This is a genomic window from Cupriavidus sp. WKF15, assembly GCF_029278605.1.
GTDB lineage: Bacteria > Pseudomonadota > Gammaproteobacteria > Burkholderiales > Burkholderiaceae > Cupriavidus.
Window position 1 is genome coordinate 1,358,515 of record NZ_CP119573.1, and the last position, 25,721, is coordinate 1,384,235.

Below are 25,721 nucleotides of genomic sequence, written 5' to 3' on the forward strand. Positions count from 1 at the left end.
GTTTGCCGCAACACGGAAACCTGGAGGTAAGTGATGTACGACGATCTTTTGGGGGATCTTAGCGATTGCCTGGATCGAATTGTTGGTGGCGACATCAATCGTGAGCGCGAGGTGGCCGACCTTATCGAGCGCTGTATGGGAGCCATCGAGGCAGAAACGGGAGTGGTCGGCCCTGGCGAGCAACAGGAGCTCGTCAGGGCCCGCGCAGCCTGTGACAGCGGCTATCTCCGGCTTGCACTTTCCTCTGCCAGGAAGGCGTTGGCGGCAAGCGAGCGGAGATTCATCCTACGACCGGCGTGACAGGAACATAAGGGCGGCCACCGCAATCACCGGCCCGACAGCAAGTGTCAGCAACGCAACCGAAAACGAATGCGTCTGCCCATAGAAGTAGCCCACCACGAGCGGCGACATGGCGCTGCCGGATTGCCAGATCGCATTGGTCAGGCCGGCGGCGGCACCGGCGGAGTTGCGGCCGGAAGCGTCGCTTACCTGGGCCATGAGCACGGGCGTATAACCGAATCCGACTGCGCCCAGCAAGGGGGCAATCAAGTAGAACTGGGTGATCGTGGAGCTCTGCCCGAACACCATCAGCATGACGGCAAATGCGGACAAGCACAGGATCGAGATCCGCTTGCGGGCGTTGCTGTGCAAGTCCGAAAGCCATCCGAGCACCGGCTTGGCGATGACTGCGCCTATGCCGAAGGTGGCCGCAATAGAACCCGCCGTCACCGGCGTAATCCCGTATTGTCTGGTCATCAGCGCATTGGCCCATGCCCCGAAACCCACGGTGGCCCACAAGCCGCCGCAGCCGGCAATGGCAAGCAGGATGAGGTTTCGGTGCTTCAGCAGCACCACGACGTCGGCAGCCTTGATGCGCGACATGGGCGGTTCTCCTTCGGGGGCGTCGCGCAAGACAAACCAGGCGAGCGCCGCGCACGCCAGCGTAATCACTCCCAGCAGGCGAAAGGCGCTTTGCCAGCCATACCATTGCGAAATGGTCGGCACGGTGGCATTGGTGAGCACAATGGCCAGCGACGTGGCCGTCGTGTACAGGCCCATCGCGCGGCCGCGGTCCTTGCGGAACCACGCCGCGATGATTTTCATGCCGGCCGAATAGTCCGCGCCGGCGGCCAGTCCCATCGCGAACTGGATGGCGATGCCGGTCCACAAGGTATGCGCGAAGCCGAAGCAGAAAGTGAGCATGCCTAGCGGTACGAGTGCCAGGGTCAGCGTGGCACGGCCGCCGAGCACGTCGGTCAGGATGCCGCCCGCGATATTGGCGAGCACATAGCCGATATAGAACGCGGTAATGAATGCGCCGAGCATCGACACCGCCAGGCCCAGTGACTGACCGACCGGCGCGGCAACGCTGCTCCACGCCACGCGATCCACATAGCTGAGCAGAAATGCCGCCCACACGACCGCCAGCACCACCCAGCGGTATCGTGATGCGTCGGCCTGGGCAGGCGATGCGGCGTTGGCAGACGTCCCGGCCTTCTCCGCCATCGAAAGGCTTGTCTTCATGGTCTCCTCCATCGCGGGCGTGTGCGTGGGAGCGCTCCGCGTAGTATCAGATGTATTGGGTACAGGTGTCCGGGAAAATTTCCGTGGACGGCGGCTCGGTCGTCCGCTCTTCTTGCTGCATGGTTTCAACCGGTGGCTTTGCCTGTCGTCACCGGGTATGGCTTACAGGTCCAGTACGAGCGTCCGCGACCTGGCGCGTGAGCAGCATGGTGTGAACTGATCGTTCCTCGCCTGCTCCTCGGGAGAGAGGTAGAGGTCACGGTGGTCGGGTTCGCCCTCGAGCACGCGTACCAGGCAGGTGCCGCAGATGCCCTGGCCGCAGGACACCGGCACTTCCACGCCGGCGTTGGCCAGAGCTTCCGCCACGGTTTGCTCCGCCGGGACGGCCACGGTCTTTCCCGAACTGGCGAGCTTCACCTCGAATGCGCCGCCGGCGGTATCGACGCTGGCTGCAAAGAACTCGTAGTGCAGGCGCTCCTCTGCCCAGCCAAGCCGGCGGGCCGTGTCGAGCACCGCGTCCATGAAGCCCTTTGGGCCGCAGACATACAGATGCACCTCGGCGCTGGCCTCGGCCAGCAGGGCCTGGATGTCAAGCCTCTGCGCCGGGTCTTCGTCATCGAAGTGGAACTGCACTCGCCCGGCATACGGCGCGCGTGCTAGATGATCGATGAAGGCGGCGCACCGTCGCGAGCGGGCGCAGTAGTGCATGGCAAACGGAAGTCCCTCGTCCGCCAGGGACTCCGCCATGCACAGCATCGGCGTGATGCCGATGCCGCCGGCCAGCAGCAGGTGCCGGCCGGCTTCCGGCTTGAGCGGGAAGTGATTGCGCGGTGTACCGATCTGCAGCGTGCTGCCTTCTTGTACGGCCTCGTGCATGGCGCGGGAACCGCCGCGCGACTTTGCGTCGTTCAACACGGCAATCACATACCTGTGCTGCTCGCCAGGCGGATTGCAAAGCGAATACTGCCGTGTCATGCCGCCCGGAGTGTGCACGTCGATGTGCGAACCGGCGGAAAATGGCGGCAGCGGCGCACCGGCGAGGTCGGCCAGTTCGAAACTGCAGATGCCTTCCGCCTCCATCTGCTTGCGCACGACGCGCACGGTAAGTTGCGATGCACCCATGACGATCTCCTACATCACATGCAAGCCACCGTCCACCATCAGCGTGGTGCCGGTGATGAACGAAGCCTCGTCGCTGGCCAGCCAGAGGATCGGCCAGGCAATCTCGTCGGGCGAGGCCCAGCGCCCGAGCAGCGAGGTGTCTTGGCGCTGCCCCTTGAGCACGTCCAGGCTCTTGCCGGCAGCCTCGGCGCGGCCGATATGGAAGTCCGTCAGGGTCGAGCCCGGGCACACCGCGTTGGCCCGCACGCCATGCGCCGCTTCCTCGAAGGCGAGGGTCCGCGTCATGGCCAGCATGCCCGCCTTGGTGGCGTCATACAGGCCCATGCCCTTGCGGCCGGTCACGGCGTAACAGGACGAGACGTTGACGATGCTTCCCCGGCCGGCGGCCCGCAGCAGCGGCAGCGCGGCCTTGCAATAGTTCGAGGTGCCCACCAGGTTGACATCGACCATGGCGTGCCACGCTTGCGGCGTCGCATCCGCCATCGCCGAATAGTTGCGCATGGCGGCGTTGTTCACCAGCACGTCCAGCCCGCCGAACTTGTCCGCCGCTTGCCGCACGGCGCGCTCGGCCTGCGCCGGGTCATTCACGTTGGCCACCACGGTCTGCAGCGAGGCTTGCGGGAGCCGCGCGGCAATGGCCGCGGCGGTGCGTTCCAGTGCTTCGGCGCTGGCGTCGACCAGCATCACCGCAGCACCCGCCGCGCAGAACAGGCTGGCGGTAGCGGCACCGATGCCGCCTCCGCCGCCCGTGATCAGAGCGCGCTTGCCCTGGAGTCGGTTGCGATAATCCATCGTGGCGCTCTTATACGGAGTAGACCGGCTGGTCCTTGCCATCGTCCAGGTGCACGCGGGCCCAGTCCTGCGGCTTCTGGTCCTTGGGCAGCAGCACACCGGCGGCGCGCACGCGCTGGGCACTGGCGTCCAGCGCGGGCGGCTCGACATCGCCCTGCATGTTCGTCGCGGCCTCGTACAGCATGCGGCGGCACATCACGATCGCGCGGTCGGTGGGCAGCAGCTTCTCTTTGCTATGGTCCTGGATCGGGCCCATGCTTTCCTGCAGCGACGAATCCTGCACGGCGAAGCCGAACACGCCCGAATACGCGCGTTTCTCCTTCTGCGCCTGGCGGTCGATCAGGTAGTCGTTGTCCTTGTTGGCCTTGGTGCGCCACGTGCCTTCTTCATATTCGTTGTGGATGCCCTTGCCGGCCTTCATGTCGGCCAGCTCCTGCTCGGTGAGCGGGCGGTCGGGCCGGAAATTGATACTCCAGGCCCAGCAGTTGTGGTCGTCGATGGGCACCCACACGTGGCCGCCGAGCGCGTGCTCGCCAAATGGCGGAATCAGCGTGTACCACGGGAACAGCCACTGCGTGATGCGGTAGTAGTAGGTGTCCGCGTCGCCGTTGCGGCGGCCGAACAGCGTGAGGCCGACCGGCGTCTTCTCGATGTCAAAGATCACGTTGCCGTCGGCCTTGATGTACTTCAGCGCCTCGGTGCCCTGGTGCATGGGGTCGTCGTCGACCTCGTAGCGGTGCACGTACGACACGTGGCTGGTGTCGATGCCGCCTTCCATGGCCTGCAGGTAATTGCTTTCCTGCAGCCGCTTGGAGACGTACACGTGGCTCTCCGGCAGGTTGCACCACTCCACGTCGGGCGGGGCGGGCTGCTTGTCCTTTGGGCCCAGGTAGGCCCAGACGATGCCCGCGCGCTCGATGCATGGATACGCCTTGACGCCCATGTGCTTGCAAGCCTGAGGCGCCGAGGGCACATCCACGCAGTTGCCGTCACGGTCGAACTTGAGACCGTGGTAGGCGCAGCGAATGCCATTCTCTTCGTTGCGGCCGAAATACAGCGACACACCACGGTGCGAGCAGAACTCGTCGATCAGTGCAGCCTTGCCCTCGGTATCACGGAACGCCAGCAGCTTTTCACCCAGAAGCTGCACGCGGACGGGCGGGCAGTCCGGCTCGGCGATTTCGCTCACCAGCAGCGCCGGCACCCAGTACCGACGCATCAGCTCGCCCATTGCGGTACCGGGGCCCGTCCGCACCAAAGTTTCCGACATCTGCTTGTCCATCTCCACTTCCTCCTTGATTTGTCCATCTGGTGAGATAGAAATCCATTCTACGGACAAATTGACAAAGATCAAGATCGACTTTGAATACAATGGCGAAGATGAAGAATCTAGAAATGACGGGAACAGATCACATGGAAGTCGAAAAGAACCAGGACAGCGTGCGCGCCGTGGACCGCGCGCTGGACATCCTTCTCGCATTCCGTCCGGGCGACGAGGCCCTGACGGTGGCGGACCTGCTCAAGCGGGTCGATCTGAGCCGGCCGACGCTGTACCGCCTGCTCAATGCGCTCGAGCACAACGGATTTCTGGTGTCGTTCGGGGAGCCGCAGCGCTTCCGGCTGGGGAGTTCGGTGGCGCGATTGACCTACGTGTGGGCGGCGAGCCATCGGATTGCCGATATCGCACAAGCCCCGCTACGCCGCCTGTGGGAGGCGACGGGAGAAACCGTGGCGCTGTTCGTACCGGAGGGCGCGTACCGCGTGTGCGTGGCTGAAATCGAGAGCGTGCAACCCTTGAGCTTCCGCCGTGGCCTGGGATATCGGGAGAAGCTGGAATTAGGCGCCAGCGGGCGCGCAATCCTCGCGCATATGGACGGTGGCGCTGCAGCAGCGCTCGATGCCACGGTCGATCCGGCCGAGCTGGCCGCCATTCGCCAGCGTGGCTACGCGGTCAGCCGCAACGAGCTGATCGAAGGCGCCGTCGCGTTGGCGGCGCCGTTCTTCAACGGCGCGGATCGGGTCGCGGGCTCGCTATGCATCTTCGGCCCTGGCGTGCGGCTGACGGAGGACAAGGTGTCTGCGTTCGGCCGCTTGCTGGTCACTGAGGCGGCAACGCTTTCGAAGGCGCTCGGGCAGTGATTCGCCTGAGGCGATCCGGTAGCCAGAGCACCTTCGGTCGATCGCACAGGTCCCAGCCCTCTCCGGGTAGGGAACCTGTGTATCGCTGTCAGGCCTTGGCGAAGGTGTCAGCGGACATCACCTCAAGCGCAACGAAGGGTTGATCGCCTTCAACCCAGGCTTCGTGTTCTGGCGGGATCGTGTAGGAATCGCCAGCGCTTATCGTCTTCTCGGTCCCGTCCTTCATTCGAACCGTAAGACGGCCGGATACCGCATAGCCCACGTGGGAGGCCTGGCATTGGTCCGTCTTCACGACCGGCTTGATGCACTCCGACCACCGCCATCCGGGTTCGAAATTGAATCGTCCGATCGTGAAACCTTCGAGTTGGACAACCTCGATTCGGGTCTTCGCAGGGGCGCGAACTTCGTCGGGCGACGCGTGGGATTTCACTTCAAATCTTGTTACGGCGACTGGGGCTCCCATGTCTTCACCTCCATCTGTCCGGTATGGTCAGTTGCCACTGACCGGGATCACACCGCCAGAGAAACTGTTGCCGGTTCGACTGGCACTGCCCGGCGGTGACAATCCAAATCTAGTACAGACTGCAAGCCCGTGCGGATTCAAGAATGTCGGCGGCCGAACAGGTCGGAGCGGCAATCACCAACGGAGCATCCGTGGCCCGAGCATCGCGCCGATGGCAGTCGGGACCAGCATGCCGAGCACGTACCAGACGCCCCAGAACGCGACGCCCATCTCCGGGCAGTGAAGGCAGTACACCAGGGTCGCTACGGCACCGGAGAGCAGGCCGCCCACGGCGCCGGCCAGCCGCAATCGCGTCGGAGCCAGTCCGCGCAATGCCCAGAACACGGCAATGAATACGGGCACGGACAGCACGGCGATATTGAACGGGCAGACTCGCCAGGTCTGTCCTAACACCGCTGCGGCGCGTTCTCCAGCGGGCGTTTGCGTGATGACATGGATGGCACCGATCCAGACGGCGGCGAAGGGTACGGAAACCCCAAGCCAGCCGGCACCGATTGCCATCCCGGGACGCGCCAGCCGTGTCGCTATCCACAAGGCACCAAACAGCAGCGAGAGCGGCAGCGCCACCTTGGCCCAGAACAGCGGGGTGACGGCGACGTCGGCCAGGTCGGGGCGGATATGCAGCGTGGCGGCCATCAGCAAGGTTGCCAATGCCGCGCCCGTCGCTATCGCGATGCCAAAACGACGGCTGACCACATGCCGGTCGACTGGCGTGACGCCCGTGGCAAGCATGGAAATCAGGTCGTTCGTTCTCATCGCGTTCCTCGAATCTTCGCCGCGAGCGCCTTCAGCCCGCGATGCACGCCCACCTTCACCGCCGATTCCGACATCCCGGTCATCTGCGCGGCCTCGCTGACGGATAGTCCCTCCAGCTTGACGTACACGATCGGCAGGCGCTGACGGTCCGGCAACTGGTCAAGCAGCAGGTTCAGGTCGCGCTTCGCTTGCGCCGGCTCGAGGTCGGGCGCTGCCAGCACCTCCTCCGCCGCGTCCAGCGGCTCGCTCAGTGCATCGCGCCGCGCATGCGCGCGAAAATGGTCGGCGAGCTTGTACCGGGCGATCGCGTACACCCACGCCGTGAGCGGCTGTCCCGGCAGGTAGGTATGGCGCGCGTTGTGCACGGCCAGCAGGACTTCCTGGACCAGATCCTCGACGTCACCCGCTTGCTGCGGAAGCCGGTTGCGGAAATAGCCGCGCAGCATCGCGCCCAATTCGGTGAGGAATTGCGCATACGTCACCTGGTCGCCCGCCAACCCGCCCGTAAAGAGACCGAGCAGGCGAGACTCCCGCTTTTTCAGCGCATCCTGTTCGACAGTTCGCTCCATCGGTCGCGTTGGTTACACCGGGCCCTGTTGATTGCGTGGATTCTACGACGCGGCGGCGGTCATGTGTGTTGCAAGGCGCATTGCCGATAAGTCGGTTCCGTCACCAGAAGCGCCGCACGCCGGCAGGAAAATTCTCCGAATGCTGTAACCGGACGCGCCGCCGCGGCGAATTTCCCATCAGACGCACACATACCGTGTGAATCTGGCGCCTGCCTGGCATGGCAGGCGCGATGTTCGGTCAACCGGGACGCTCCCGGTCCATCGCAAGGCAACGAGGAGTCAAAATGAACAAGATCGCAATCGCCGTGGTTTCCGCCGCGTTCCTGATGTCTGGCACCGCATTCGCCCAGACCGGCGGATCGATGGCCAAGGATTCGATGGCCAAAGATTCAATGTCGAAGGACAGCATGTCGAAGGACAGCATGTCGAAAGATGCAATGTCGAAAGATGCAATGTCCAAGGACGCAATGTCCAAGGACAACATGTCCAAGGACGGCATGCACAAGGACAAGATGGGCAAATCGAAGTCGCACGACAAGATGGGCAAGGAAGGCGACGCCACGTCTGGCGGCATGAACAAGTAACACTGGAGCAAGCTCGACCTGGCACCATGCACGACATCCTGTTGCGCACGGTGCCAGGTTTCCGGAGGAGGCTGAAATGGGACCCTCGCAAGAAGCAGTCATGCCCCGAGCCGCGCCACGCACGATCCAGCCGCGCTGGGTGCGCATCACACACTGGCTCAATGCGCTGGCCGCCATCGTGATGATGCTGTCGGGCTGGCGCATCTACAACGCTTCACCGGTCTTCGCCGGGTTCCGCTTCCCTGGCGACATTACGCTGGGCGGATGGCTGGGCGGAGCGCTGCTATGGCATTTCGCGGCCATGTGGCTGCTGTTTTTCAATGGGCTGTTCTATCTGGCGATGAACATCGCCACGGGCCGGTTCGCCCGGAAGTTCTTTCCGCTGCGGCCGCGCGCCGTACTGGACGATCTGGTGGCCGCACTGCGAGGCCGTCTCTCTCATGCGGACCTCAGCCACTACAACGCCGTGCAGAAGCTCGCCTACCTGCTGGTGATGATCGTGCTGCTGGTGCTGGTGCTCTCCGGCATCGCCATCTGGAAGCCCGTGCAGTTCCCGCTGCTGCGCGAGATGATGGGCGGCTACGACTTCGCACGCGTGGTTCATTTCTGCGCCATGTCCCTGCTGGCCGCCTTTATCGTCGTGCATGTTGTGATGGTGGCGCTGGTGCCGCGCAGCCTGCTGACCATGATTCGCGGACGCTGACGTAACCTGGAGCCTGAATCGTGAAACCGAAACCTTCCAGACAAATGACGGTCGACCGCGAGTCGCTGATCATTGATGTGCGCCGCGAACTCGATTCACCGTCGCGGCGCCTGTTCGGCAAGCGCATCCTTACGCTCGGCGGCCTTGCCATGCTCACCGGCTGCAGCCTGAGCGACGATCCCTCGGTGGAGACCTTCCTCATGCGTGTTTCGCGCATGAACGACAAGGTACAGGCATGGCTGTTCGACCCGAACCGCCTCGCGCCGACCTATACGGAAGCGCAGATCACGCGCCCGTTTCCGTTCAACGCGTTCTACGGCATCGACGAGGTCACCGTGGTGAACGGCGACGACTTCCGGCTCAAGGTCGGTGGGCTGGTGCGGGATAAGAAGAGCTGGACCCTGGAAGAACTCTATGCCCTGCCCAAGGCCGAGCAGATCACGCGGCATATCTGCGTGGAGGGCTGGAGTGCGATCGGGCGGTGGGGCGGCACGCCGTTTGCCGGCTTCCTGCAGCGGATCGGCGCCGACACCACCGCGAAGTATGTGGGATTCCGCTGTGCCGACGACTATTACGAGAGCATCGACATGGCCACGGCGCTGCATCCGCAGACCTTGCTGACGTTCACGTATGACGGCGAGCGCCTGCCGCCCAAGTACGGCTATCCGATGAAGCTGCGGATGCCGACCAAGCTCGGCTACAAAAATCCGAAGCACATCATGGAACTGTTCGTCACCAACACTTACCCGGGCGGCTATTGGGAGGATCAGGGCTACAACTGGTTCGGCGGCTCTTGAGAAGCGCGGTGCCAGGCGAGCGCAATTGACCTGGCCACGAGCTTATACACTACCAAGTAGTGTGCCATTCCCCACCCGCACGCGCTGCCCCACGCCGACGTCAGGTTGCTGGTGGTAGGTGACGACACGACTCGATCCGTCTTCCATGCGGACGCGCACCTGGTACTCCGTGTCGGCGCGCACGCGCTGCTCTACCATGTTGCCCGCTACGCCGCCACCCAGGGCACCGAGAACCGTTGCCACGATCCGACCGTTCCCCCCGCCGATCTGGTGGCCCAGCAGGCCGCCGGCCACTGCGCCGCTGACCGCGCCTAGCCCGGTGCCCTGGCCCGGCTGCGTGATCGGCGTGATGGCTTCGACCGTGCCGACGTCTTGGCTAGCTGCCGTCCTTTGTTGCCGCTCGGGATAGTGGCGCGGCTCCGGATTGTAGTCCGGCGCGGAGGCGTAGCGCGCAGCGGTCAGACCTGGATGAGGCACTCGATAAATGTGAGGCCTGGGCGAGACGGGCGTCGCGAGCTGGGGCGCGGCTGCAGCAGCCTGAGCAGTGGGTCCTGTTGGCGCCAGCGCGGCGGTTGCCGCAGCGGGTGTGCCAGCGCTGCCGTGGGCTGGGGGCAGTACGCCGGTCATCGCTGCGACACCCACCATGCTGACGACGATGACGGCGCCCGCAGCAGTAGCAATCAGCGGATGCAAACGATTTGATTGTTGGCTCGCGTTTTCCATTTCGGCCTCCGAAGTGAGCAAGCGTTGTTCTTCGGAATCAGTGTGGCCGACCGGGGAACTCGCGTCGAATCCGGTTGTAACAAACTTCGGGAGCGCAGCGCGTCGGCGCGTGGAAAATGCCTGCAGGCTCAGCGCCCCAGAGAGTCGCCAAGGCCCGGCTGGAAAGGCTTGACTGGCGGGAAGGGGAGGCAGGAGGCCTCAGATTAGGCGGGGAAGATTTTACCGATACTTACACTCGGACGCGGCCGGCCGCGTGGCAATTTCGGCCGTATTGGCGGTGAAGAGTTTGTCTTTGCCACTGGTAGACCGCGTGCAGATTTCCCTTGTAGGAACAGTCATCACGCACGCGACCATGCGCGAAGCCCCGTGATGCCGTGTCTTATCGCGGATTGCCCGCCTGCTGTCAGGCCATTTCACTGGCAGCTTTGCCAGCCAGCGCGACTTCCGTCTCGTCGGTCACCGTGCTTTCCGCCATCGCGTTGTCGACTTCGGAAACCATGTCGCCCAGACCGATGACGACCGTGATATTCGGCGTCCAGTTCTTGCGGTCGGTGCTGACCTCGGCAAACGTGGTCACCGTTGCGGTGTAGCCCTGCGCTTTGAGGTCGTCGGCTAGTCGTTGCGCGCGCGGTTCCAGCGCTGCTTGCGGATTGTCTTCGTTGATGTCGAGTACCAGTCTGGTCTCGAATTCTTCCTTGCCCCTCTGGATTGCCGTCTGCATTGCCTTGAGCTGCTTGTTCGCGAGCGCGACGAGCTTGCTGTACCTGGATTCTTCCTGGCTGGCGCGCAGTGCCTTGGCGGCGTTGATGATTTCGGTGCGGTCCACGAACATGATTGCCTTTCGAGGTGGGGGAGAGAAAGCACGGCGCCGCGCGGGCTTGACTTCAGGAGCCAGTTCTTCCGGGATGCGACGACAACTGTATAAATATACAGTGTTTGCCGGCTAACCGGCAAGGGTTGGCGTTTTTGATTTTCAAGAAATATGAAGGCGCGCCTGACCAGAAGCGGCGCTCCTCGGAAATCATTGAGTCCGCGCATAGTGGAGGACGAGGGGCCGACCGGCGCCTTCTGGCCGGCAAGCGACCTCCCTCCGGCCGATGCGGAGCAGGGACACTGGTGCGCATCGCGACATCCACTGGTCAAGGAGTATCACCCTCGCGCAGCGCCGCGACAGCTGCCTATACTTCCAATCGGACTAGGGGACACGCCGCCCGGTCCCGGGGAAGTTGCCGCCCCGCCTCGTCGGCGACGCTGCCCAAAAGGGGACAAAATGGCAAAAGCAAGTCCCGCAGGTGCTATGGGGCGATGGGTCGCCCCTATGATCTTTGCACTCGCATTGCCCGTCTTCGCTCCCGCCATGAGCTATGCCCAGTCACCGGAAAGCGTAAAGCAGGCCATGGCATCACTGAAGGCCAAGACGGCCAAATTGGGCGTACCGGGGATTAAAGGAGAAGATGCTGTTGCAGGAAAACCCGCGCCAGCTTTGTACTTTGGCGCGACCAAGATGAACAACAACTTTGCCGTAGTCGATGAAGTCAAGAAGGAGCATGGCGGCACGGCAACATTGTTCGTCAAGAGCGGCGATGATTTCGTGCGCGTGGCGACGAATGTACAGAAGGACGATGGTTCGAGGGCGATTGGGACTGTCCTCGACCCCAAGGGCAAGGCCATGGGGGCAATACGCGGTGGTGGTGCCTACTACGGTGATGCCGACATTCTCGGCAAACCATACATCACTGGATATGAGCCGATCCGCGATGCCAGTGGGGGTGTCATCGGCATTTACTACGTAGGGTACCCGAAGACGCAATGAGCCGCTGGACTGGGCCTCTAACGAGGCTCAGTCGCATTGCGGGTGCCGTCGCGCCGCAACACGACATGCGTGGCCTTTTCCGATGCTACGGATTCGACGCATTCGTATCCCAGGGCCCGCAAATCAACCCCTTCGAACAGCGACTCTCCCCGGCCGAGCAGGACCGGCGCGATAGCAATATGCAGTTCATCAATGAGGCCCTCGCGAAGATACTGCCGGATCGTGTCCGGCCCGCCGCCGATCCGCACGTCCATTCCGGCAGCGGCCTCGCGCGCACGGTCGAGCGCTTCGCGAATGCCTCCTGTTATGAAGGTGAACGTCGTGCCGCCTTCCATCTCGATGGGGGGACGAGCATGATGGGTCAGGATGAAGACGGGAACGTGATACGGTGGATTATCTCCCCACCAGCCTTTCCAGTTGGTGTCCGGCCAGTTCCCGCGAATGGGTCCGAACATATTCCTCCCTAGAATCCAGGCCCCGACATTGCGAAAGCCACGGGCGGCGAACTCGTCGTCAACCCCGGTCGTACCCTCGTCCTTGCCGAACAAGGCCCGCTGGAACGTGCGTGTCGGGACCAGCCACTGGTGCAGTTCCGTCCCGCCAATGCCGAGCGGATTATTGATGTCTTGATTCGGGCCGGCCCCGTATCCGTCGAGCGAAATGGTGAAGCCCTCAACGCGAACTCGTGTCATCGTTTACCTCCGTCATGTCATGGGCTGCCGGGAAGGCGGGCATGCGTCCTATGCGGCGCCGTTCGCCCCCAGAGCGCGAATCAGCACATCTCGATTAGTCAGGATGTGCTCACGCATCAGCGCTTCGGCGCGGCCGACCTCGCGCAGCGCCAGCGCGTCCACGATGCGGTAGTGCTCCGCCAGCGCTTGCCGGCTGTGGTCGCGCTGGTACAGCAGCATCAGTGCGTCCTGATCATGGGGACGTGACTTGCTGTCGAAAATAATGGGCAGCTGGCGCGCGCGGTGCACGGCATCGGTCAGCCAGCTGTTGTCCGCCAGCTCAAGCAATGCAAAGTGGAAATCCAGATTCATGTCCTGCCACAGCAGGGCCTGCTGGTCGTTCCACTCCTCGTCGTGAAGCACTCGCCGCTGCGCCTCCAGCAGTTCGCTGAGCCGCTGTTGTTCGGCGTGCATCAGGCCACGCTCGCCGATCAGCCGGCAACCCAGGGCCTCCAGCGTGGCCCGCACGGTGAAGGCGTCCTTGATGTCCTTGGGCTGAAACCGCCGGACCAGGAAGCCGCGATTCGGCTGGTAGAGCAGCAGGCCCTCGTCGGCGAGCCGGGCCAGCGCATCGCGCACCGGCGTGCGGGACACACCCAACTCCTGGGCCAGCGTGACCTCCATCAGGTGGGATCCGGGCGGAATCTCTCCGTCGAAGATGCGGTTGCGCAGGGTCTCCGCGACCGAGAGCGCGCGGGTCCGGGAGGTTTCAGGTGAAGACATCTTTGTGAGTCGGGAAATCAGTCGGTGTGGATATGTCGGCTGCGGATGAGATTACCCCACATTGTCCGCTCGGCCGCAAGGAAGCGGCTGGCCTGCTCGGGCGTGGAGGGGAATTTTTCGGCGCCGCTGGCCTCGATCGCCTGGGCGAGCTGCCCGTCATCGAGCGCCTGCGCGAGCGCGCCGTGAAGCTTGCCGACGATTGCCTGCGGTGTCCCGGCACGCGTGAACAGGCAGGTCCAGCTATAGATCTCGACCGGGATGCCCGATTCCTTCAGCGTGGGTACGTCCGGCAGTGCGGCAATCCGCGCGCGCGAGGTCACCGCGAGCGGTTGCAGCGTGCCGCCGCGGATATGGGGCAGCACGGTGGCCGGATTGGAAAACATCATCTGCACCTGGCCGCCGATGGTGTCGGCGATGGCCGGCGCATTGCCGCGATAAGGGATGTGCGTGAGCACGACACCGGCGGCCTGCGCAAACAGTTCGCCAGACAGGTGAGAGGTATTGCCATTGCCGGCGCTGCCGAAATTGATCTGTCCCGGCCGCGCCCGGGCCATGCGCAGCAGGTCCGCCAGCGTCTTTGCCTTCAATCCTGGATTGACGACGAGCACATTCGGACCACGGCTGACGCAGCCCACCGGTGCGAAGTCACGGGCGGGGTCGTAGGGCGGACGCGCCATCATCAGCGGCGCATTGATCTGCTCGGCGGGCGTCCCCAGCAGCAGGGAGTAGCCGTCCGCCGGCGCGCGCAGCACTTGCGCGGCACCCAGCGTGCCGCTGGCGCCGCTCTTGTTTTCGACCACCACTGACTGGCCGAGCTGTCGGGACAGGTTCTTCGACAGCAGGCGGGCGATTGTGTCAGTGGTGCCGCCGGCGGGAAAAGGCACCACCAGCGAGAGCGGTCGCGCTGGCCATGCCGCGCTCGATTCGGCGTTTGCCCGGGGTGTCTGGCAGATGGCGCACATGAGTGCGAGAAGCAGGACTGGGCGGGCCCGGCGGGGGGATGTGAGGCTAGCCATGCGTACGTCTCCTTTTTGGTTATGTATGCATGTTAGCATCAATGATGGCGAATAATGGCCAATCGTCCTTGAAAAATCTTATTTATGAATACATAATGTTCGCATTGCGACCAAAAGGACTCGTTATGCGAAAGACAGCATTGCTCCAGAAACTGATCCATGCGCCCGAACTCCTTGTCATGCCGGGTGCCTTTGACGCCTTATCCGCCCGCATCGTGCAAGAGGCTGGCTTTCCCGCCGTGCAGTGCTCCGGCTTCGGCATTTCCGTGAGCCGGCTGGGGCTGCCGGACTACAGCTTCCTTTCGATGTCCGACATGGTTGCGGCCACGCAGCACATCGTCGATGCCGTCGACCTGCCGGTCATGGCCGACGGCGATACCGGCTTCGGCAATGCCGTCAACGCCTGGCATGCGGTCAAGGCGTTCGAGCGCATTGGCTGCGCGGGCGTCAATATCGAGGACCAGGTCATGCCCAAGCGCTGCGGACACCTGGAGGGCAAGTCCATCGTGCCGCTGGATGAGGCAGTGCAGAAGATCCGGGCCTGCGCCGAGGCGCGCACGGATCCGGATTTCGTGATCAACGCGCGTACCGATGCGCTTGCCGTGGGCGGTATCGGGGAAGTGATCCGTCGCGGCAATGCCTACCTGGAGGCCGGGGCGACCATGATCTTCGTGGACGGCATGACGTCCAGGGAGCTGGCACGGCAGGCCGTGCAGGGAATCCGCGGGCCAGTGGCGATCAATGTGGTCGAAGGCGGCAGGTCGCCAGAGGCCTTCACCTTCGAGGAGATGGAGCGCATCGGCATCGCGCGTGTGAGCGTGCCAGGCACGCTGATGCTGGCGGCCATCCAGGGCATGCGCGACGCGCTGGCGGCGCTGCGTGCCAACGGTTACGCCGGCGGCCCCGGCGCACGGCTGGCGGACTTCCGCGAGCAGCTCGAGCTGGTCGGCTTCAAGGAGGTGTTCGCGCTGGAGCAGCGCTATCTGGCCGGGCTGCAGCATCCCGGCACTGCGCGCTGAGGTGGGCAACATGCATGCATCGCCGCGCAACATCATCGAGAAGATCTGGGACCGGCACGTCGTGGCCCAGTTGGAAGGCGGGCAGGCGCTGCTCCATGTCGACAGGGTCTTCCTCCACGACCGCGCTGGCCCCCGCGTGCTGGCAGGTGTGGAAGAGGGCGGGCACCGCGTGGCCCGGCCGGGGCTGGTGTTCGGCACCATGGACCACATCGTCGACACCCAGCCGGGCCGGGGCGACGACACGCTGGTCCAGGGCGGGCGCGGCTTTATCCAGGCCTTTCGTGCCGCCACCCAGCGCTCGGGTATCCGTCTGTTCGACCTCGGCAACCCCCATCAGGGCATCGCGCATGTGATCTCGCCCGAGCTCGGCATCGCCTTGCCGGGCACTACGCTGGTCTGCTGCGACAGCCATACCTGCACGGTTGGCGGCATCGGCGCGCTGGCATGGGGCATCGGCACCACCGAAGGCGAGCACGCAGTCGCCACGCAGTGCCTGGTGCGAAGCAAGCCAAGGACCATGCGGGTGTCGTTCCACGGCAGCGTTGCGCCGGGGGTGTCGGCCAAGGACATGGTGCTGGCGCTGATCGGCAGGTTCGGCGTGAGCGGTGGCGACGGCCATGCCATCGAGTTCGCCGGAGAGGCGATACGGGGGCTCGATGTGGAAGGGCGGCTGACCCTGTGCAATATGGCTGTCGAGTTCGGTGCCTGGACCGGGCTGGTGGCCCCCGATGCGCGCACGGTCGAATGGCTGGCCGGACGGCCCTTTGCTCCCGCCGGCGCGGACTGGGAGGCCGCGGTGACGGACTGGCTGGCACTGCGCTCGGACGACGGCGCGCGCTGGGACAAGGAGCTGGAGCTGAACTGCGCGGAGCTTGCTCCGCAGGTGACCTGGGGAACCCACCCCGGCCAGGTCGTAGGTATCGACGCCACCGTTCCGGTCCCCGCCGACGCGGATGCCGGGCGCGCGCTCCGCTACATGGACCTGCACCCGGCGCAGCCGCTGCTGGGGACGCCCATCGACGCTGCCTTCATCGGCTCCTGCACCAATAGCCGCCTGCCTGACCTGCGCGCTGCCGCGCAGGTGGTGCGGGGACGACGCGTGCGCCCCGGCGTCAAGGCCATCGTGGTGCCTGGGTCGACCAGCGTGAAGCATGCCGCGGAAGCCGAGGGCCTGGATCGCGTGTTCACGGAAGCGGGCTTTGAATGGCGCGAAAGCGGATGTTCGTTGTGCTTCTTCGCCGGCGGCGACAACTTCGACCAGCCGGGCAAGCCCGGGCGCCGCGTGATCACCAGCACCAACCGCAATTTCGAGGGCAGGCAGGGTCCGGGCGTGCGCTCTCACCTGGCCAGCCCGGCCACGGTGGCCGCCTCGGCCATCGCCGGCTGCATTGCCGATCCGCGTCCGCTGCTGCGCTAGGGGGGCCAAGGAAATTCCATGGAACAGTTCATCCAACTGAAGGGGATCGCCGCGCCGCTGATGCGGGCGAACATCGATACCGACCTGCTCATTCCCTCGCGCGAGATCAACTCGCCCGAGCGCGATGGCTATGGCGAGAAGCTGCTCGCGCCATGGCGCTATGAAGGGGGAACGAACGGCAGGCGTGTCGAGCGGCCGGATTTCGTGCTCAATCGCGAACCCTACCGCCGGGCGACGATCCTGCTGGCCGGCGACAACTTCGGCAGCGGCTCCTCGCGCGAGGCAGCCGTCTGGGCCGTCCGGCAGTTCGGCTTCCGCTGTGTCATCGCGCCGTCGTTCGGCGCGATCTTCCAGAACAATTGCTACCGCAACGGCGTGCTGCCGGTGGTGCTGCCCGCGCACGAGATTGCGGCGCTGGCGGCAGAAGCCGAGCGCGAGACGCTGGAACTGACCGTCGACCTGCGGTCGTGCTCGGTGCGACACCCGAATGGCCGCAGCCTGTCGTTCACCGTGCCTCCGAGCGAACGCACCTTGCTGCTCGAAGGGCTCGATGCGATCGGCCTGACCTTGAAACGCCGGGCCGCGATCGAGGCGTACCAGGAGCTACTGCGCGAGGCACGGCCCTGGGTCCTGGCCGTGGCCGAGCCGCACTGAGATCCATGGCGGCCGCATGCCATGCCGGCCGACTCACCGCAACGTTTCGATTCAGACCATGACAAACACTGCATTCATCGGACTCGACTATATCGTCGATATCACGCATCCGGACGGAAAGATCGCGCACGCTGCCCGCCAGGTCGCCGAGCGCGACGTGATCGGCGCGGCAAACCGCGCACTGCGCTTCGCCCGCAGCCGGAACTGGCTAACGATCCTGGTCAACGTCGGCTTCGCCAGGGGCTATCCCGATCAACCCAAGCACTCGCCGCTGTTCGGGCGCGCACACGAAACCGGCGCGATCGAGCTTGGCACGCCCGGGACGGCGCTTCATCCCGGCCTGGACCAGCATCTGGCCGATCTGGTCATGGTCAAGCCACGCGTCAGTGCCTTCTATGGTACCGGCCTCGACGCGGCATTGCGGGCCCGCGGCGTGCAGCGGCTGCTGGTGGCCGGGGTCAGCAGCGCCTGGGCTGTGCAAGGCACCGTGCGCGACGCCCACGACCGCGACTATGAAGTACTCGTGCTGGAAGATGGCTGCGCCGCCGCGAATGAGGACCACCACCGTACGTCGATGGAGTTGCTCGGCACCATCGCCACGATCATCCGCATCGACGGGCTGGCTGAGCTGCATTAATGCAGTGATGCTCACGTTTCAAGCGCGGAAAGCGCCGCCTCCATAAATCTGCTGACTTTGGCCGATATGTATTGGCGGGTGGGGTAGGCAAGCCAAAGGCACATATCGGGAAGGGGCGCTGCGCTCAATACTTGAATGAGGCCTCCTTGGCGTAGATCGTCCCCGACCATGAAGTCCGGCACTAGCGCTATCCCGCAATTCTCGAGCGCGAGCATTCTCAGCATGGCGCTGCTGGTACTGGTGTCGACGCGGTTACTCGGCAATGCACGGACCTTTTCGGTAAAGCGACGCAAACATAAGACTCGATGATCAATGAGATCGTGCCACTGGGTTGGAACTGGCCTGGATCCAAGATAGGCTGGGGTGCAACATGCGATGAACCGCCCGAAGGGCACACACCTACTGACGATAGATTCGCTGGTGAGCATTGTGTCAAGTGCGATGGCCATATCGTAGCCTTCTTCTACCAGGTCGATGTGGCGGTCGACGATCGAGATGTCGAGTGATACCTCCGGAAAGTGGTAAGTAAAGTCGGAGAAAACCCTTGGCAAAAGGGTAAGCGCGAGGGTGGAAGGCAGCGCGATCCTGAGCACGCCACTGGGGCGGATGTGGTCTTTTACCGCGGCTTCATCAGCCTGCGCGACAGCATCGAGGATCGCTTGGCAGCGTTGGGCGTAGTCCAGTCCAATGTCTGTCGGCGTGACGCTACGTGTACTGCGTTGTAGCAGGCGAGTCCGGAGTCGGCTTTCCAGGCTGGCGACCGCGCGGGTCGCCATGGCAGGCGAGATGTCAAGCGCGCGAGCGGCGGCCGCGAACGAAGCATTCTCCACCACCTGCACAAAGATGCGCATGCTGAAAAGTCGATCCAATTTCGATGTCTCAGGATTGTTTCAGGGGGTGAAACGCCATATGAGCGTTCCCAATCTGGTCGCATCGCGCTCGGGTCGCTACTGTTGTGAGTATCGAAACTGCGTATTGGACCGTATTGGACTGCCAGCGACTGCTGGCGGCTAGGAAAGGAGCGAACATGAAGAATCGAACTGGCTTGCTGGGTACACTTTTGCTCGTAATCCCGGTCATATTCCCCGCCGTTGCCGCGGAGAGTCAGCCCCCATGCGGTGCAACCCAGGCCGTGACCCGGGCGCAAGTGCGGCGGGAACTCGCTGAGGCAGTGGCGCAGGGGCGCGTCGTAACGGAAAACAACTACCCGGAGATCTTCCTTAAGCCTGCCGCTGTCCGCTGAGCAGACGTGGCGTAGAGGGCGCCGGAGGATTCACCAAGGCTCACCGGGCAGCCGCTTGTGCGAAGGCCCGGTTCAGTCCGTGCTGCCGTGCGAGGAATCAGGGATGCCACCAGGGCGGCTCACCGCTGCCCTCGAGATATTCCCCTTGCTTCGTAATAAAGGTGCGAAGTTCGTGCTTCGGAGCGAACCCATTTGCCAGCGCGTGCCCAAGCCAGTCCAGTGAGGCTGTCAGCCATTCATCGGACTGTGGACCGATCGGGTGGAACTCATACTGGTAAATCCACAGTTCCTTGGGCCCGCGCAGCTTTTCATACACACCGATGCTGGAGTCCAGCGTGGTCAGCTCATCATTTTCGCCAGTGATGATCAGATACGGAATGTCGACCTTGGAGGCGATCTCGTCGAGCGTCATGGCCTTCGACAGCGCCTGAATTTCCTCTGTATTGGAAATGCCAGTCATAAACATCAGGTTTGCCATGAAACTGGGCTGTGCCTGATTAAGAAGCACGTACTTGTCGCCCAGGTTCGACATATTGGCGGCGATGGCACGAATGCGCGGTTCGACTGCGGCAGCACGAGTTGCCCACCAGGATCCCATGCTGGATCCCATGATCACGATCCGCTCGGGGTCTATGGCGGGGTGTGCGGACAGCCAATCGATCACCGCAGTAATGGCTCGATCATAGTTATCGAGCGACATTTTCAGGCCCCTGGTCAGGCTCTCGCCCTGCCCTGGGCCGTCGAGCGCAAAAGCGGCCCAACCGCGGGGAAGGATCCGCTGCTCCATCAGCTTATGCCAGTCCTCCTTAAACATGTCCATGCCGGGCAGCATGATCACGCAAGGCAGATTCTTGGCGTTGGGCGGCGTTTCCAGGATCCCATGCAGGTGGTGACCCTCGAAAGGCAGGGCGACCCGCTCGATAGGGTGGTCGGCGAACGCGATCACCTTTTCAAAGGACTGAACCACCTTCTTGAGATATCGCATGCGGCGAGGGTCGTCGCCGAGGATCGAGTAATGCGTGCGTGCATATAGCAGCGTGGCGCGCTCATATAGCCGACGCGCCGTCCGGCTGAAGCCGCGTGCATCCCAATGCCGGGCTCGATGCTCAATCTCCCTGGCGGCCGCGCTCCACGCGGAAGGGAGCATTGAGCCCGCCTTGACCGGCCCGAACACCCGCTTCAGGTCCGTCGAGTCGTAGCCAATCTGCTCGAAGATCGCGCCGGCGTCCGGGTGAAGGACATCCAGTCCACCGACAGCCAGGAACGCGTCGAGCACCCAACGCTGGCCTTTTCGCATTGCATCCATTGATTCCCTCCTATGTGTTTGGGTAGAAATATAGAGTGATATCTGTGATCACGCAATAAAAGAATGCAGCCAGCGTAAAGTTATCTATGAGGCATGTCATTCGCGCGAAACATCGCAAAATTCCGTAAGTCCGCGCTATTTGGTGGCTTGCCTCGTATACCCTAGTTGATATCTGTGATCACTAAAACGATAGTGTCAGCACGCAGGCCGTGCTTGGTGCCTGACCGCCAAAAGGGGAGAACAGATGTCACGTCTAAGGCTTCGGATGGTGCTGGCCGCGTTGGTCGCCAGCGTGTGCAACGGGTCGCTGATGGCGGCGCAACCCGCGCCACTGCGCGTGGGGTTGCTGACCGTCAAGACAGGTGTTGCCGCGGGGATCGGGCAACAGATGCAGGACGGTTTCGAATACCTGCTGCAAGAGCGGGGAGGAAAGCTTGCTGGCCGCGACGTGGAGGTAGTGGTGGCCGATACTGCGGCGTCGCCGGCGGTCGCGAAGGCTAAGTTCCTGCAACTGACTGAGCGCGACCGTGTCGATGTTGTGGTCGGCCCGCTAGCCGCCTTCGAGGCCGTTGCCATTCGCGACGATATCGCGCGCGCGAAGATCCCGGTCATTCTCAGTTCCGCCGCAGCCGAAGACCTGACCCAGCGCAAGGCGGACCCCTGGATGGTGCGAAGCTCGTCGACTTCCGCGCAGGCCATGCATCCGTTTGGCGAGTACGCCGCCAATACCCTCAAGTACCGGCGCATCGCGGTCGTTGCAGAGGACCTCTCCTTCTCCCATGAAACGGTAGCTGGATTCCAGCGGACCTTCGAGGAAGCCGGCGGGAAGATTGTCCAAAAGCTGTGGGCGCCATTCAACGGCACGGATTTCGCGACCGTGATCGCGCAGATTCGCCCGAACGTTGACGCGGTCCTGATCAATTTCTCTGGCGGCAATGCAGCGCGCTTCCTGAAGCAGTACCGCGACTATGGGCTCAAGCAGAAGACTCCCCTGCTGGCGGGGATGAATACGGTCGATGAATCCCTGCTTGAGAAGATGGGCGACGAGGCCCTCGGCATTGTCTCCGCCGGTTGGTATAGCGGTGCCATCGCCACGCCCGCCAACGACCGCTATGTCGCGGGCTTTCGCAAGCAGTACCACATCGCGCCAGGCTTCTATGCAACCGGCGGCTACAGCGCCGGGCTGATTCTCGAGCAGGCGCTGCAAGCGGGTGGCGCAACCACGCTGACGGGGCGAGCCCTTGCGGACGCGATGCATGCGGTTCGCATATCGCAAAGCCCTCGCGGTCCGCTAACGCTGGATCGCCTCGGGAACCCCGTGGTGACTGTCTACATTCGCAAGGTCGCGCGCGTCGGGGGCAAGCTGGTCAACACGGTCGTTCGTGAATACCCCGGTGTCACCCAGTTCTGGACGTATGACCCGTCTGCGTTCCTGGCCAATCCCGTCTATTCGCGGGACTACCCACCATCACGCAACCTCGACTGAGGCGGCAAGGATTCACCATGTCTACGTTTCTGATCCAGACGCTCAACGGGCTGACCTTCGCCTCAGTGCTGTTTCTGATGGCGGCGGGCTTCACGCTGATCTTCGGTTTGATGAGCATCCCCAACATGGCGCATGGCGCTTTGTTCATGCTGGGGGGATACCTCTGTGTCACGCTGGTCGATGCAGGACTGCCGTTTGTGCTTGCCGCACTGGGTTGTGCCATCGTCGTCGGCATTCTCGGGATCGTACTGGAGCGCGCGATCTTGCAGCGGATTACGCAAAACGAGCTGGCACAGGTGCTGGCGACGCTTGGGATGGCATTCGTCATTGCCGACAGCTGCAAGACCGTCTGGGGCGGCATGCCGCTGGAGGTCGCGGTGCCACCACGCTTAACGGGTGCGGTGTCCCTTGGCGAGCTGACCTTTCCCATCTATCGACTCTTCGTCATGGCACTTGCCGTGGTGACCGCGGTGGCTCTGGACCTTTCGCTGTCCCGGACGCTGATCGGCGCCCGATTGCGCGCGGCCGTTGAGGATCGGGCCATGGCCCGCGCCGTCGGTATTCGCGTCGACCGACTCTTCATGACGATCTTCTTCGCCGGCGCGGCACTCGTTGGCATGGGCGGCGCGATTGGCGCACCAATTTTGTCGGTGTTTCCCGGGCTCGATATGGAGGTGCTTCCGCTGGTGCTGATCGTCGTCGTGCTGGGGGGCACGGGGAGTATTCCCGGCGCAATGCTCGGAAGCCTGATCACAGGCCTGGTCCATAGCTTCGGACAGTCGCTTGTACCGGAGATGTCATACGTGCTCTTGTTCGTGCCGATGATCGTCGTGCTGGCGTATCGGCCCCAGGGATTATTCGGGAGGGTCGCAGCATGAAGATTCCTACTTCTTTCTTCGGCCCTTGCCTTGCTGGTGCACTGGTCCTGATGCTGCCGCTGGCGAGCGATTCGCCTTTCTACCTGGACCTGGCGATCCACATCATGCTTGCGGCCTTGGTTGCAACCAGTCTTAATCTGCTTCTTGGGCTGGGGGGACTGCTGTCGTTCGCACAATCGGCGCTAGCGGGTGCGGCCGCCTATGGGTTAGCCATCGCCGGCCAGCACGCAGGGCTGGGGCCCTGGATGCTCGCAGCCATTGCAGTGGGCGCCGCCGTAGCGCTCTCTGTAGTCGTCGGGATGCTTGCGCTGCGAACCAGTGGACTCAGTATCGGCATGATCACGCTGGCCATTGCCCAGGTGCTGTGGGGAGTAGCCATGCACTGGGGCAGCGTGACGGGCGGTGAGAATGGCATGACTGGAATTTCCAGGCCTGCGCTGCCGTGGATGGATACGGGAAATCCGATCGTCTGGTTCGAGTTCGTGGCGGTCTGCTTTCTCGCGATGCTGTGCCTGGTGCACAGGTTCATGCGCTCGCAACTCGGCCGCTGTCTGGACGGCACGAGATCGCAGCCGCGCCGGATGTCCGCCCTGGGCTTTGATGTCTGGCGTATTCGACTGCTCGCCTTCGCATTTGCCGGACTGGTAGCAGCGATTGCGGGGGTGCTGCTTGCGTTCCACCAGCAATTCATCAGTCCCCACGCGCTATCGCTTGGCGAAACCGCGGAAAGCTTGCTGATGGTCATAGTCGGCGGCCCTGCCACGCTGCTCGGACCTGTGATCGGTGCAGCGATCGTTGTCGGCTTTCGTGTACTGGTAAGCGGCTATATCGAGAGCTGGCCAACGTTCCTGGGCCTGCTGCTCATTGCTGTGGTGCTGTTTGTTCCCGCGGGGATCGTGCCCGGCCTGGCTTCTCTCTTTCGCAGCAGGAGCATTCGATGATCCACTCCGCAGTCCTACCGGTGGCCACGCGTGCCGCCGCTTCGGGGGTCTCTGTCGACGGCAGTTCGACTGCAATCGGCCTGGTTGACCTGTCTATCTCGTTCGGCGCCTTGCGCGTCGTGGATGGTGTAAGTCTGACGATACGGCGGGGGGAGCGCAGGCTACTCCTGGGGCCGAACGGCGCCGGAAAGACAACCTTGCTGAATCTGATCGCGGGAGATCTGCGTGCCACGCGCGGCCGTATCTCGTTGCTTGGACAAGATGTCACAGCCAAGCCTACGCATGCCCGGGCGCGCATGGGCCTGGGCAGGACCTATCAGATACTCACGCCCTTTCGCGACAAGACGCTGTTGCAAAACGTGCTGATGTCGCTGACTGGGAAATCAACTACACCCGACCGTTTGAGTCCTTGGAAGCGTTTCGGCGGCTCAGCGCTCGAGGCTGAGGCCCGTGCCGTGCTGGCGCGTGTGGACCTCGAGGTCCGCGCCGAAACACCCGTGCACGCCTGCTCGTACGGAGAACTGCGGCGGCTGGAGATTGCTATGGCCCTTGCACAGCAGCCCAGCATCCTGCTTCTGGACGAGCCGCTGGCGGGGTTGTCGGGAGCTGAGCGCGTGGGCGTTGCCGAACTGCTGTCGCACCTGCCGAAGGCTCTGACGATTGTGATGGTCGAGCACGACATGGATGTGGCGCTTTCCTTTGCCGAGTCCATCACGGTGCTCCAGAGCGGCCGCGTTGTCGTTGATGGGGACAAGCGCTCTGTCCTGGCCGACCCGCGCACGCAGGAGATATACCTTGGCCACTAATACCCTTCCCGCACTCGCGCTGTCCGGCGTCACCTCGGGCTACGACCAAAGTGAAATCCTGCAGGACGTTTCGCTGACCGTTCGCCCTGGTACCGTGCTTGCGCTGCTCGGCCGAAACGGCGCGGGCAAAACGACCTGCATCCATACGGTCATGGGCATGGTCCCAGCGTATCGAGGAGCCATTCAGTTGTTCGGCGAAAACATCGTCGCGCTGCCGGTTGACAGTATTGTCCGACGCGGCGTGGCACTGGTTCCGCAAGGTCGTCGCCTTTTCTCGCTCCTGTCGGTACGCGAAAACCTTACCGTTGCCAGGACCGCCGACGCTGCCCATGCAGGTCCGCCCTGGACTATCGCGCAGATTGTGGAGATGTTTCCACGACTAGGGGAACGATTCCATCAGCGTGCCGCAACGCTTTCCGGTGGTGAACAACAGATGCTGGCAATCGGACGGGCGCTGATGAGCCGCCCGCGCGTGCTGCTGATGGATGAGCCCACGGAGGGGCTTTCTCCCCAAATGATTGATGAAGTCTCGGCGATTGTTGCGCGGCTGCGGGAGGCTGGCATATCGATCCTGCTCGTCGAGCAGAACAGCAAGATTGCGCTTTCGGTCGCTGACGATGTGGCGGTTCTCGTCAGTGGACGCGTCGCATATACGGATCGCGCGACCAAACTGGCAGGCCAGCCGGTACTGATGGAGCGCTTCCTGGGCGTCGCGTCGGCAGAAGCACCGGCGCTGGCCTGATGAGTTACGCATATCGACAATGCGTTCCCGAGGCTGGTAAGGGCGGCAACCGGTATTGCATTGAAATGCTTTTCTTG

General features: G+C 63.3%; 29 protein-coding genes. 15 read left to right on the plus strand and 14 right to left on the minus strand.

Features of this window, described 5'->3' with window-relative positions:
- Window positions 1-33: 33 nt before the first annotated feature.
- Entirely contained in the window at window positions 34-300 is a 267-nt protein-coding gene (locus tag CupriaWKF_RS23570; RefSeq protein ID WP_276103151.1) for a hypothetical protein, read from the plus strand.
- Here the strand turns inward: CupriaWKF_RS23570 and CupriaWKF_RS23575 are convergent.
- The 4 genes from CupriaWKF_RS23575 to CupriaWKF_RS23590 all read right to left on the minus strand — a co-directional run bounded on the left by CupriaWKF_RS23575 (window position 286) and on the right by CupriaWKF_RS23590 (window position 4,720).
- Window positions 286-1,524: an MFS transporter gene (locus CupriaWKF_RS23575; protein ID WP_276103152.1), complete on the minus strand. Its 1,239-nt coding sequence runs from the start codon at window positions 1,522-1,524 to the stop codon at window positions 286-288. The genes CupriaWKF_RS23570 and CupriaWKF_RS23575 overlap by 15 nt on opposite strands.
- A 162-nt stretch (window positions 1,525-1,686) precedes the next feature.
- On the minus strand, window positions 1,687-2,646 hold the full coding sequence (locus CupriaWKF_RS23580) for a PDR/VanB family oxidoreductase (protein WP_276103153.1): 960 nt from the start codon (window positions 2,644-2,646) through the stop codon (window positions 1,687-1,689).
- 9 nt (window positions 2,647-2,655) lie between these two features.
- The gene (locus CupriaWKF_RS23585) at window positions 2,656-3,438 is read right to left on the minus strand and encodes an SDR family NAD(P)-dependent oxidoreductase (protein ID WP_276103154.1); all 783 of its coding nucleotides are present in this window, start codon (window positions 3,436-3,438) and stop codon (window positions 2,656-2,658) included.
- Between the two features lie 10 nt (window positions 3,439-3,448).
- The gene (locus CupriaWKF_RS23590) at window positions 3,449-4,720 is read right to left on the minus strand and encodes an aromatic ring-hydroxylating dioxygenase subunit alpha (protein WP_276103155.1); all 1,272 of its coding nucleotides are present in this window, start codon (window positions 4,718-4,720) and stop codon (window positions 3,449-3,451) included.
- Between the two features lie 131 nt (window positions 4,721-4,851).
- On the opposite strand from CupriaWKF_RS23590, the gene CupriaWKF_RS23595 reads away from it, so the two are divergent.
- Window positions 4,852-5,577: an IclR family transcriptional regulator gene (locus tag CupriaWKF_RS23595; protein ID WP_276100881.1), complete on the plus strand. Its 726-nt coding sequence runs from the start codon at window positions 4,852-4,854 to the stop codon at window positions 5,575-5,577.
- 88 nt (window positions 5,578-5,665) lie between these two features.
- Here CupriaWKF_RS23595 and CupriaWKF_RS23600 read toward each other — a convergent pair whose 3' ends face one another.
- From CupriaWKF_RS23600 to CupriaWKF_RS23610, 3 genes are all read right to left on the minus strand, one after another.
- Entirely contained in the window at window positions 5,666-6,040 is a 375-nt protein-coding gene (locus tag CupriaWKF_RS23600) for a cupin domain-containing protein (RefSeq protein WP_276100882.1), read from the minus strand.
- 174 nt (window positions 6,041-6,214) lie between these two features.
- A complete protein-coding gene (locus CupriaWKF_RS23605) occupies window positions 6,215-6,856 on the minus strand; it encodes a DUF1109 domain-containing protein (RefSeq protein ID WP_276100883.1) in 642 nt (213 codons plus the stop codon).
- On the minus strand, window positions 6,853-7,425 hold the full coding sequence (locus CupriaWKF_RS23610; RefSeq protein WP_276100884.1) for a sigma-70 family RNA polymerase sigma factor: 573 nt from the start codon (window positions 7,423-7,425) through the stop codon (window positions 6,853-6,855). Before CupriaWKF_RS23610 ends, CupriaWKF_RS23605 begins: the two co-directional genes overlap by 4 nt.
- Window positions 7,426-7,709: 284 nt before the next feature.
- Here CupriaWKF_RS23610 and CupriaWKF_RS23615 point away from each other — a divergent pair, with 284 nt between their 5' ends.
- The 3 genes from CupriaWKF_RS23615 to CupriaWKF_RS23625 all read left to right on the plus strand — a co-directional run bounded on the left by CupriaWKF_RS23615 (window position 7,710) and on the right by CupriaWKF_RS23625 (window position 9,509).
- Complete coding sequence (locus tag CupriaWKF_RS23615; RefSeq protein WP_276100885.1) at window positions 7,710-8,009, plus strand: pentapeptide MXKDX repeat protein; 300 nt, start codon at window positions 7,710-7,712, stop codon at window positions 8,007-8,009.
- Between the two features lie 76 nt (window positions 8,010-8,085).
- On the plus strand, window positions 8,086-8,712 hold the full coding sequence (locus tag CupriaWKF_RS23620; RefSeq protein ID WP_276100886.1) for a cytochrome b/b6 domain-containing protein: 627 nt from the start codon (window positions 8,086-8,088) through the stop codon (window positions 8,710-8,712).
- A gap of 44 nt (window positions 8,713-8,756) precedes the next feature.
- Window positions 8,757-9,509: a molybdopterin-dependent oxidoreductase gene (locus CupriaWKF_RS23625; RefSeq protein WP_276103180.1), complete on the plus strand. Its 753-nt coding sequence runs from the start codon at window positions 8,757-8,759 to the stop codon at window positions 9,507-9,509.
- 42 nt (window positions 9,510-9,551) lie between these two features.
- Here the strand turns inward: CupriaWKF_RS23625 and CupriaWKF_RS23630 are convergent, their stop codons facing one another.
- Together CupriaWKF_RS23630 and CupriaWKF_RS23635 are read right to left on the minus strand one after the other, a co-directional pair.
- Window positions 9,552-10,232: a glycine zipper 2TM domain-containing protein gene (locus tag CupriaWKF_RS23630; RefSeq protein WP_276100887.1), complete on the minus strand. Its 681-nt coding sequence runs from the start codon at window positions 10,230-10,232 to the stop codon at window positions 9,552-9,554.
- A gap of 403 nt (window positions 10,233-10,635) precedes the next feature.
- The gene (locus CupriaWKF_RS23635; protein WP_276100888.1) at window positions 10,636-11,064 is read right to left on the minus strand and encodes a hypothetical protein; all 429 of its coding nucleotides are present in this window, start codon (window positions 11,062-11,064) and stop codon (window positions 10,636-10,638) included.
- A 486-nt stretch (window positions 11,065-11,550) separates the two neighbouring features.
- Between CupriaWKF_RS23635 and CupriaWKF_RS23640 the strand changes: the two genes are divergently transcribed.
- On the plus strand, window positions 11,551-12,045 hold the full coding sequence (locus CupriaWKF_RS23640) for a Cache 3/Cache 2 fusion domain-containing protein (protein ID WP_276100889.1): 495 nt from the start codon (window positions 11,551-11,553) through the stop codon (window positions 12,043-12,045).
- Between the two features lie 17 nt (window positions 12,046-12,062).
- Here CupriaWKF_RS23640 and CupriaWKF_RS23645 read toward each other — a convergent pair whose 3' ends face one another.
- The 3 genes from CupriaWKF_RS23645 to CupriaWKF_RS23655 are packed head-to-tail and all read right to left on the minus strand — an operon-like array spanning window position 12,063 to window position 14,515.
- On the minus strand, window positions 12,063-12,737 hold the full coding sequence (locus CupriaWKF_RS23645; protein WP_276100890.1) for a dihydrofolate reductase family protein: 675 nt from the start codon (window positions 12,735-12,737) through the stop codon (window positions 12,063-12,065).
- Between the two features lie 48 nt (window positions 12,738-12,785).
- Complete coding sequence (locus CupriaWKF_RS23650; protein ID WP_276100891.1) at window positions 12,786-13,499, minus strand: GntR family transcriptional regulator; 714 nt, start codon at window positions 13,497-13,499, stop codon at window positions 12,786-12,788.
- Between the two features lie 17 nt (window positions 13,500-13,516).
- Window positions 13,517-14,515, minus strand: coding sequence for a tripartite tricarboxylate transporter substrate binding protein (locus tag CupriaWKF_RS23655; RefSeq protein WP_276100892.1), 999 nt, complete (start codon window positions 14,513-14,515; stop codon window positions 13,517-13,519).
- 125 nt (window positions 14,516-14,640) lie between these two features.
- On the opposite strand from CupriaWKF_RS23655, the gene CupriaWKF_RS23660 reads away from it, so the two are divergent.
- The 4 genes from CupriaWKF_RS23660 to CupriaWKF_RS23675 are packed head-to-tail and all read left to right on the plus strand — an operon-like array spanning window position 14,641 to window position 18,242.
- Window positions 14,641-15,534, plus strand: a complete 894-nt coding sequence (locus tag CupriaWKF_RS23660) for an isocitrate lyase/PEP mutase family protein (protein WP_276100893.1) — start codon at window positions 14,641-14,643, stop codon at window positions 15,532-15,534.
- A 10-nt stretch (window positions 15,535-15,544) separates the two neighbouring features.
- Window positions 15,545-16,951 (plus strand): 3-isopropylmalate dehydratase large subunit, encoded by a 1,407-nt coding sequence (locus CupriaWKF_RS23665; protein WP_276100894.1) that lies wholly within the window; start codon window positions 15,545-15,547, stop codon window positions 16,949-16,951.
- Window positions 16,952-16,969: 18 nt separating this feature from the next.
- Window positions 16,970-17,605: a 3-isopropylmalate dehydratase small subunit gene (gene leuD, locus CupriaWKF_RS23670; protein ID WP_276100895.1), complete on the plus strand. Its 636-nt coding sequence runs from the start codon at window positions 16,970-16,972 to the stop codon at window positions 17,603-17,605.
- A 58-nt stretch (window positions 17,606-17,663) separates the two neighbouring features.
- Window positions 17,664-18,242: an isochorismatase family cysteine hydrolase gene (locus CupriaWKF_RS23675; protein WP_276100896.1), complete on the plus strand. Its 579-nt coding sequence runs from the start codon at window positions 17,664-17,666 to the stop codon at window positions 18,240-18,242.
- An 11-nt stretch (window positions 18,243-18,253) separates the two neighbouring features.
- Here CupriaWKF_RS23675 and CupriaWKF_RS23680 read toward each other — a convergent pair whose 3' ends face one another.
- Both CupriaWKF_RS23680 and CupriaWKF_RS23685 read right to left on the minus strand, forming a co-directional pair.
- Window positions 18,254-19,093, minus strand: a complete 840-nt coding sequence (locus tag CupriaWKF_RS23680; protein ID WP_276100897.1) for a LysR family transcriptional regulator — start codon at window positions 19,091-19,093, stop codon at window positions 18,254-18,256.
- Between the two features lie 489 nt (window positions 19,094-19,582).
- Entirely contained in the window at window positions 19,583-20,791 is a 1,209-nt protein-coding gene (locus tag CupriaWKF_RS23685; RefSeq protein WP_276100898.1) for an alpha/beta fold hydrolase, read from the minus strand.
- Window positions 20,792-21,056: 265 nt separating this feature from the next.
- On the opposite strand from CupriaWKF_RS23685, the gene CupriaWKF_RS23690 reads away from it, so the two are divergent.
- From CupriaWKF_RS23690 to CupriaWKF_RS23710, 5 genes are read left to right on the plus strand one after another with little or no spacing between them, the layout of a single operon-like run.
- A complete protein-coding gene (locus CupriaWKF_RS23690) occupies window positions 21,057-22,277 on the plus strand; it encodes an ABC transporter substrate-binding protein (RefSeq protein WP_276100899.1) in 1,221 nt (406 codons plus the stop codon).
- A 17-nt stretch (window positions 22,278-22,294) separates the two neighbouring features.
- Window positions 22,295-23,155, plus strand: a complete 861-nt coding sequence (locus CupriaWKF_RS23695; protein WP_276100900.1) for a branched-chain amino acid ABC transporter permease — start codon at window positions 22,295-22,297, stop codon at window positions 23,153-23,155.
- On the plus strand, window positions 23,152-24,096 hold the full coding sequence (locus CupriaWKF_RS23700) for a branched-chain amino acid ABC transporter permease (protein WP_276100901.1): 945 nt from the start codon (window positions 23,152-23,154) through the stop codon (window positions 24,094-24,096). Before CupriaWKF_RS23695 ends, CupriaWKF_RS23700 begins: the two co-directional genes overlap by 4 nt.
- Window positions 24,093-24,902, plus strand: a complete 810-nt coding sequence (locus CupriaWKF_RS23705; RefSeq protein ID WP_276100902.1) for an ABC transporter ATP-binding protein — start codon at window positions 24,093-24,095, stop codon at window positions 24,900-24,902. Before CupriaWKF_RS23700 ends, CupriaWKF_RS23705 begins: the two co-directional genes overlap by 4 nt.
- On the plus strand, window positions 24,892-25,644 hold the full coding sequence (locus CupriaWKF_RS23710; protein WP_276100903.1) for an ABC transporter ATP-binding protein: 753 nt from the start codon (window positions 24,892-24,894) through the stop codon (window positions 25,642-25,644). The genes CupriaWKF_RS23705 and CupriaWKF_RS23710 overlap by 11 nt, the downstream gene beginning before the upstream one ends.
- The last annotated feature ends 77 nt before the right edge of the window (window positions 25,645-25,721 follow it).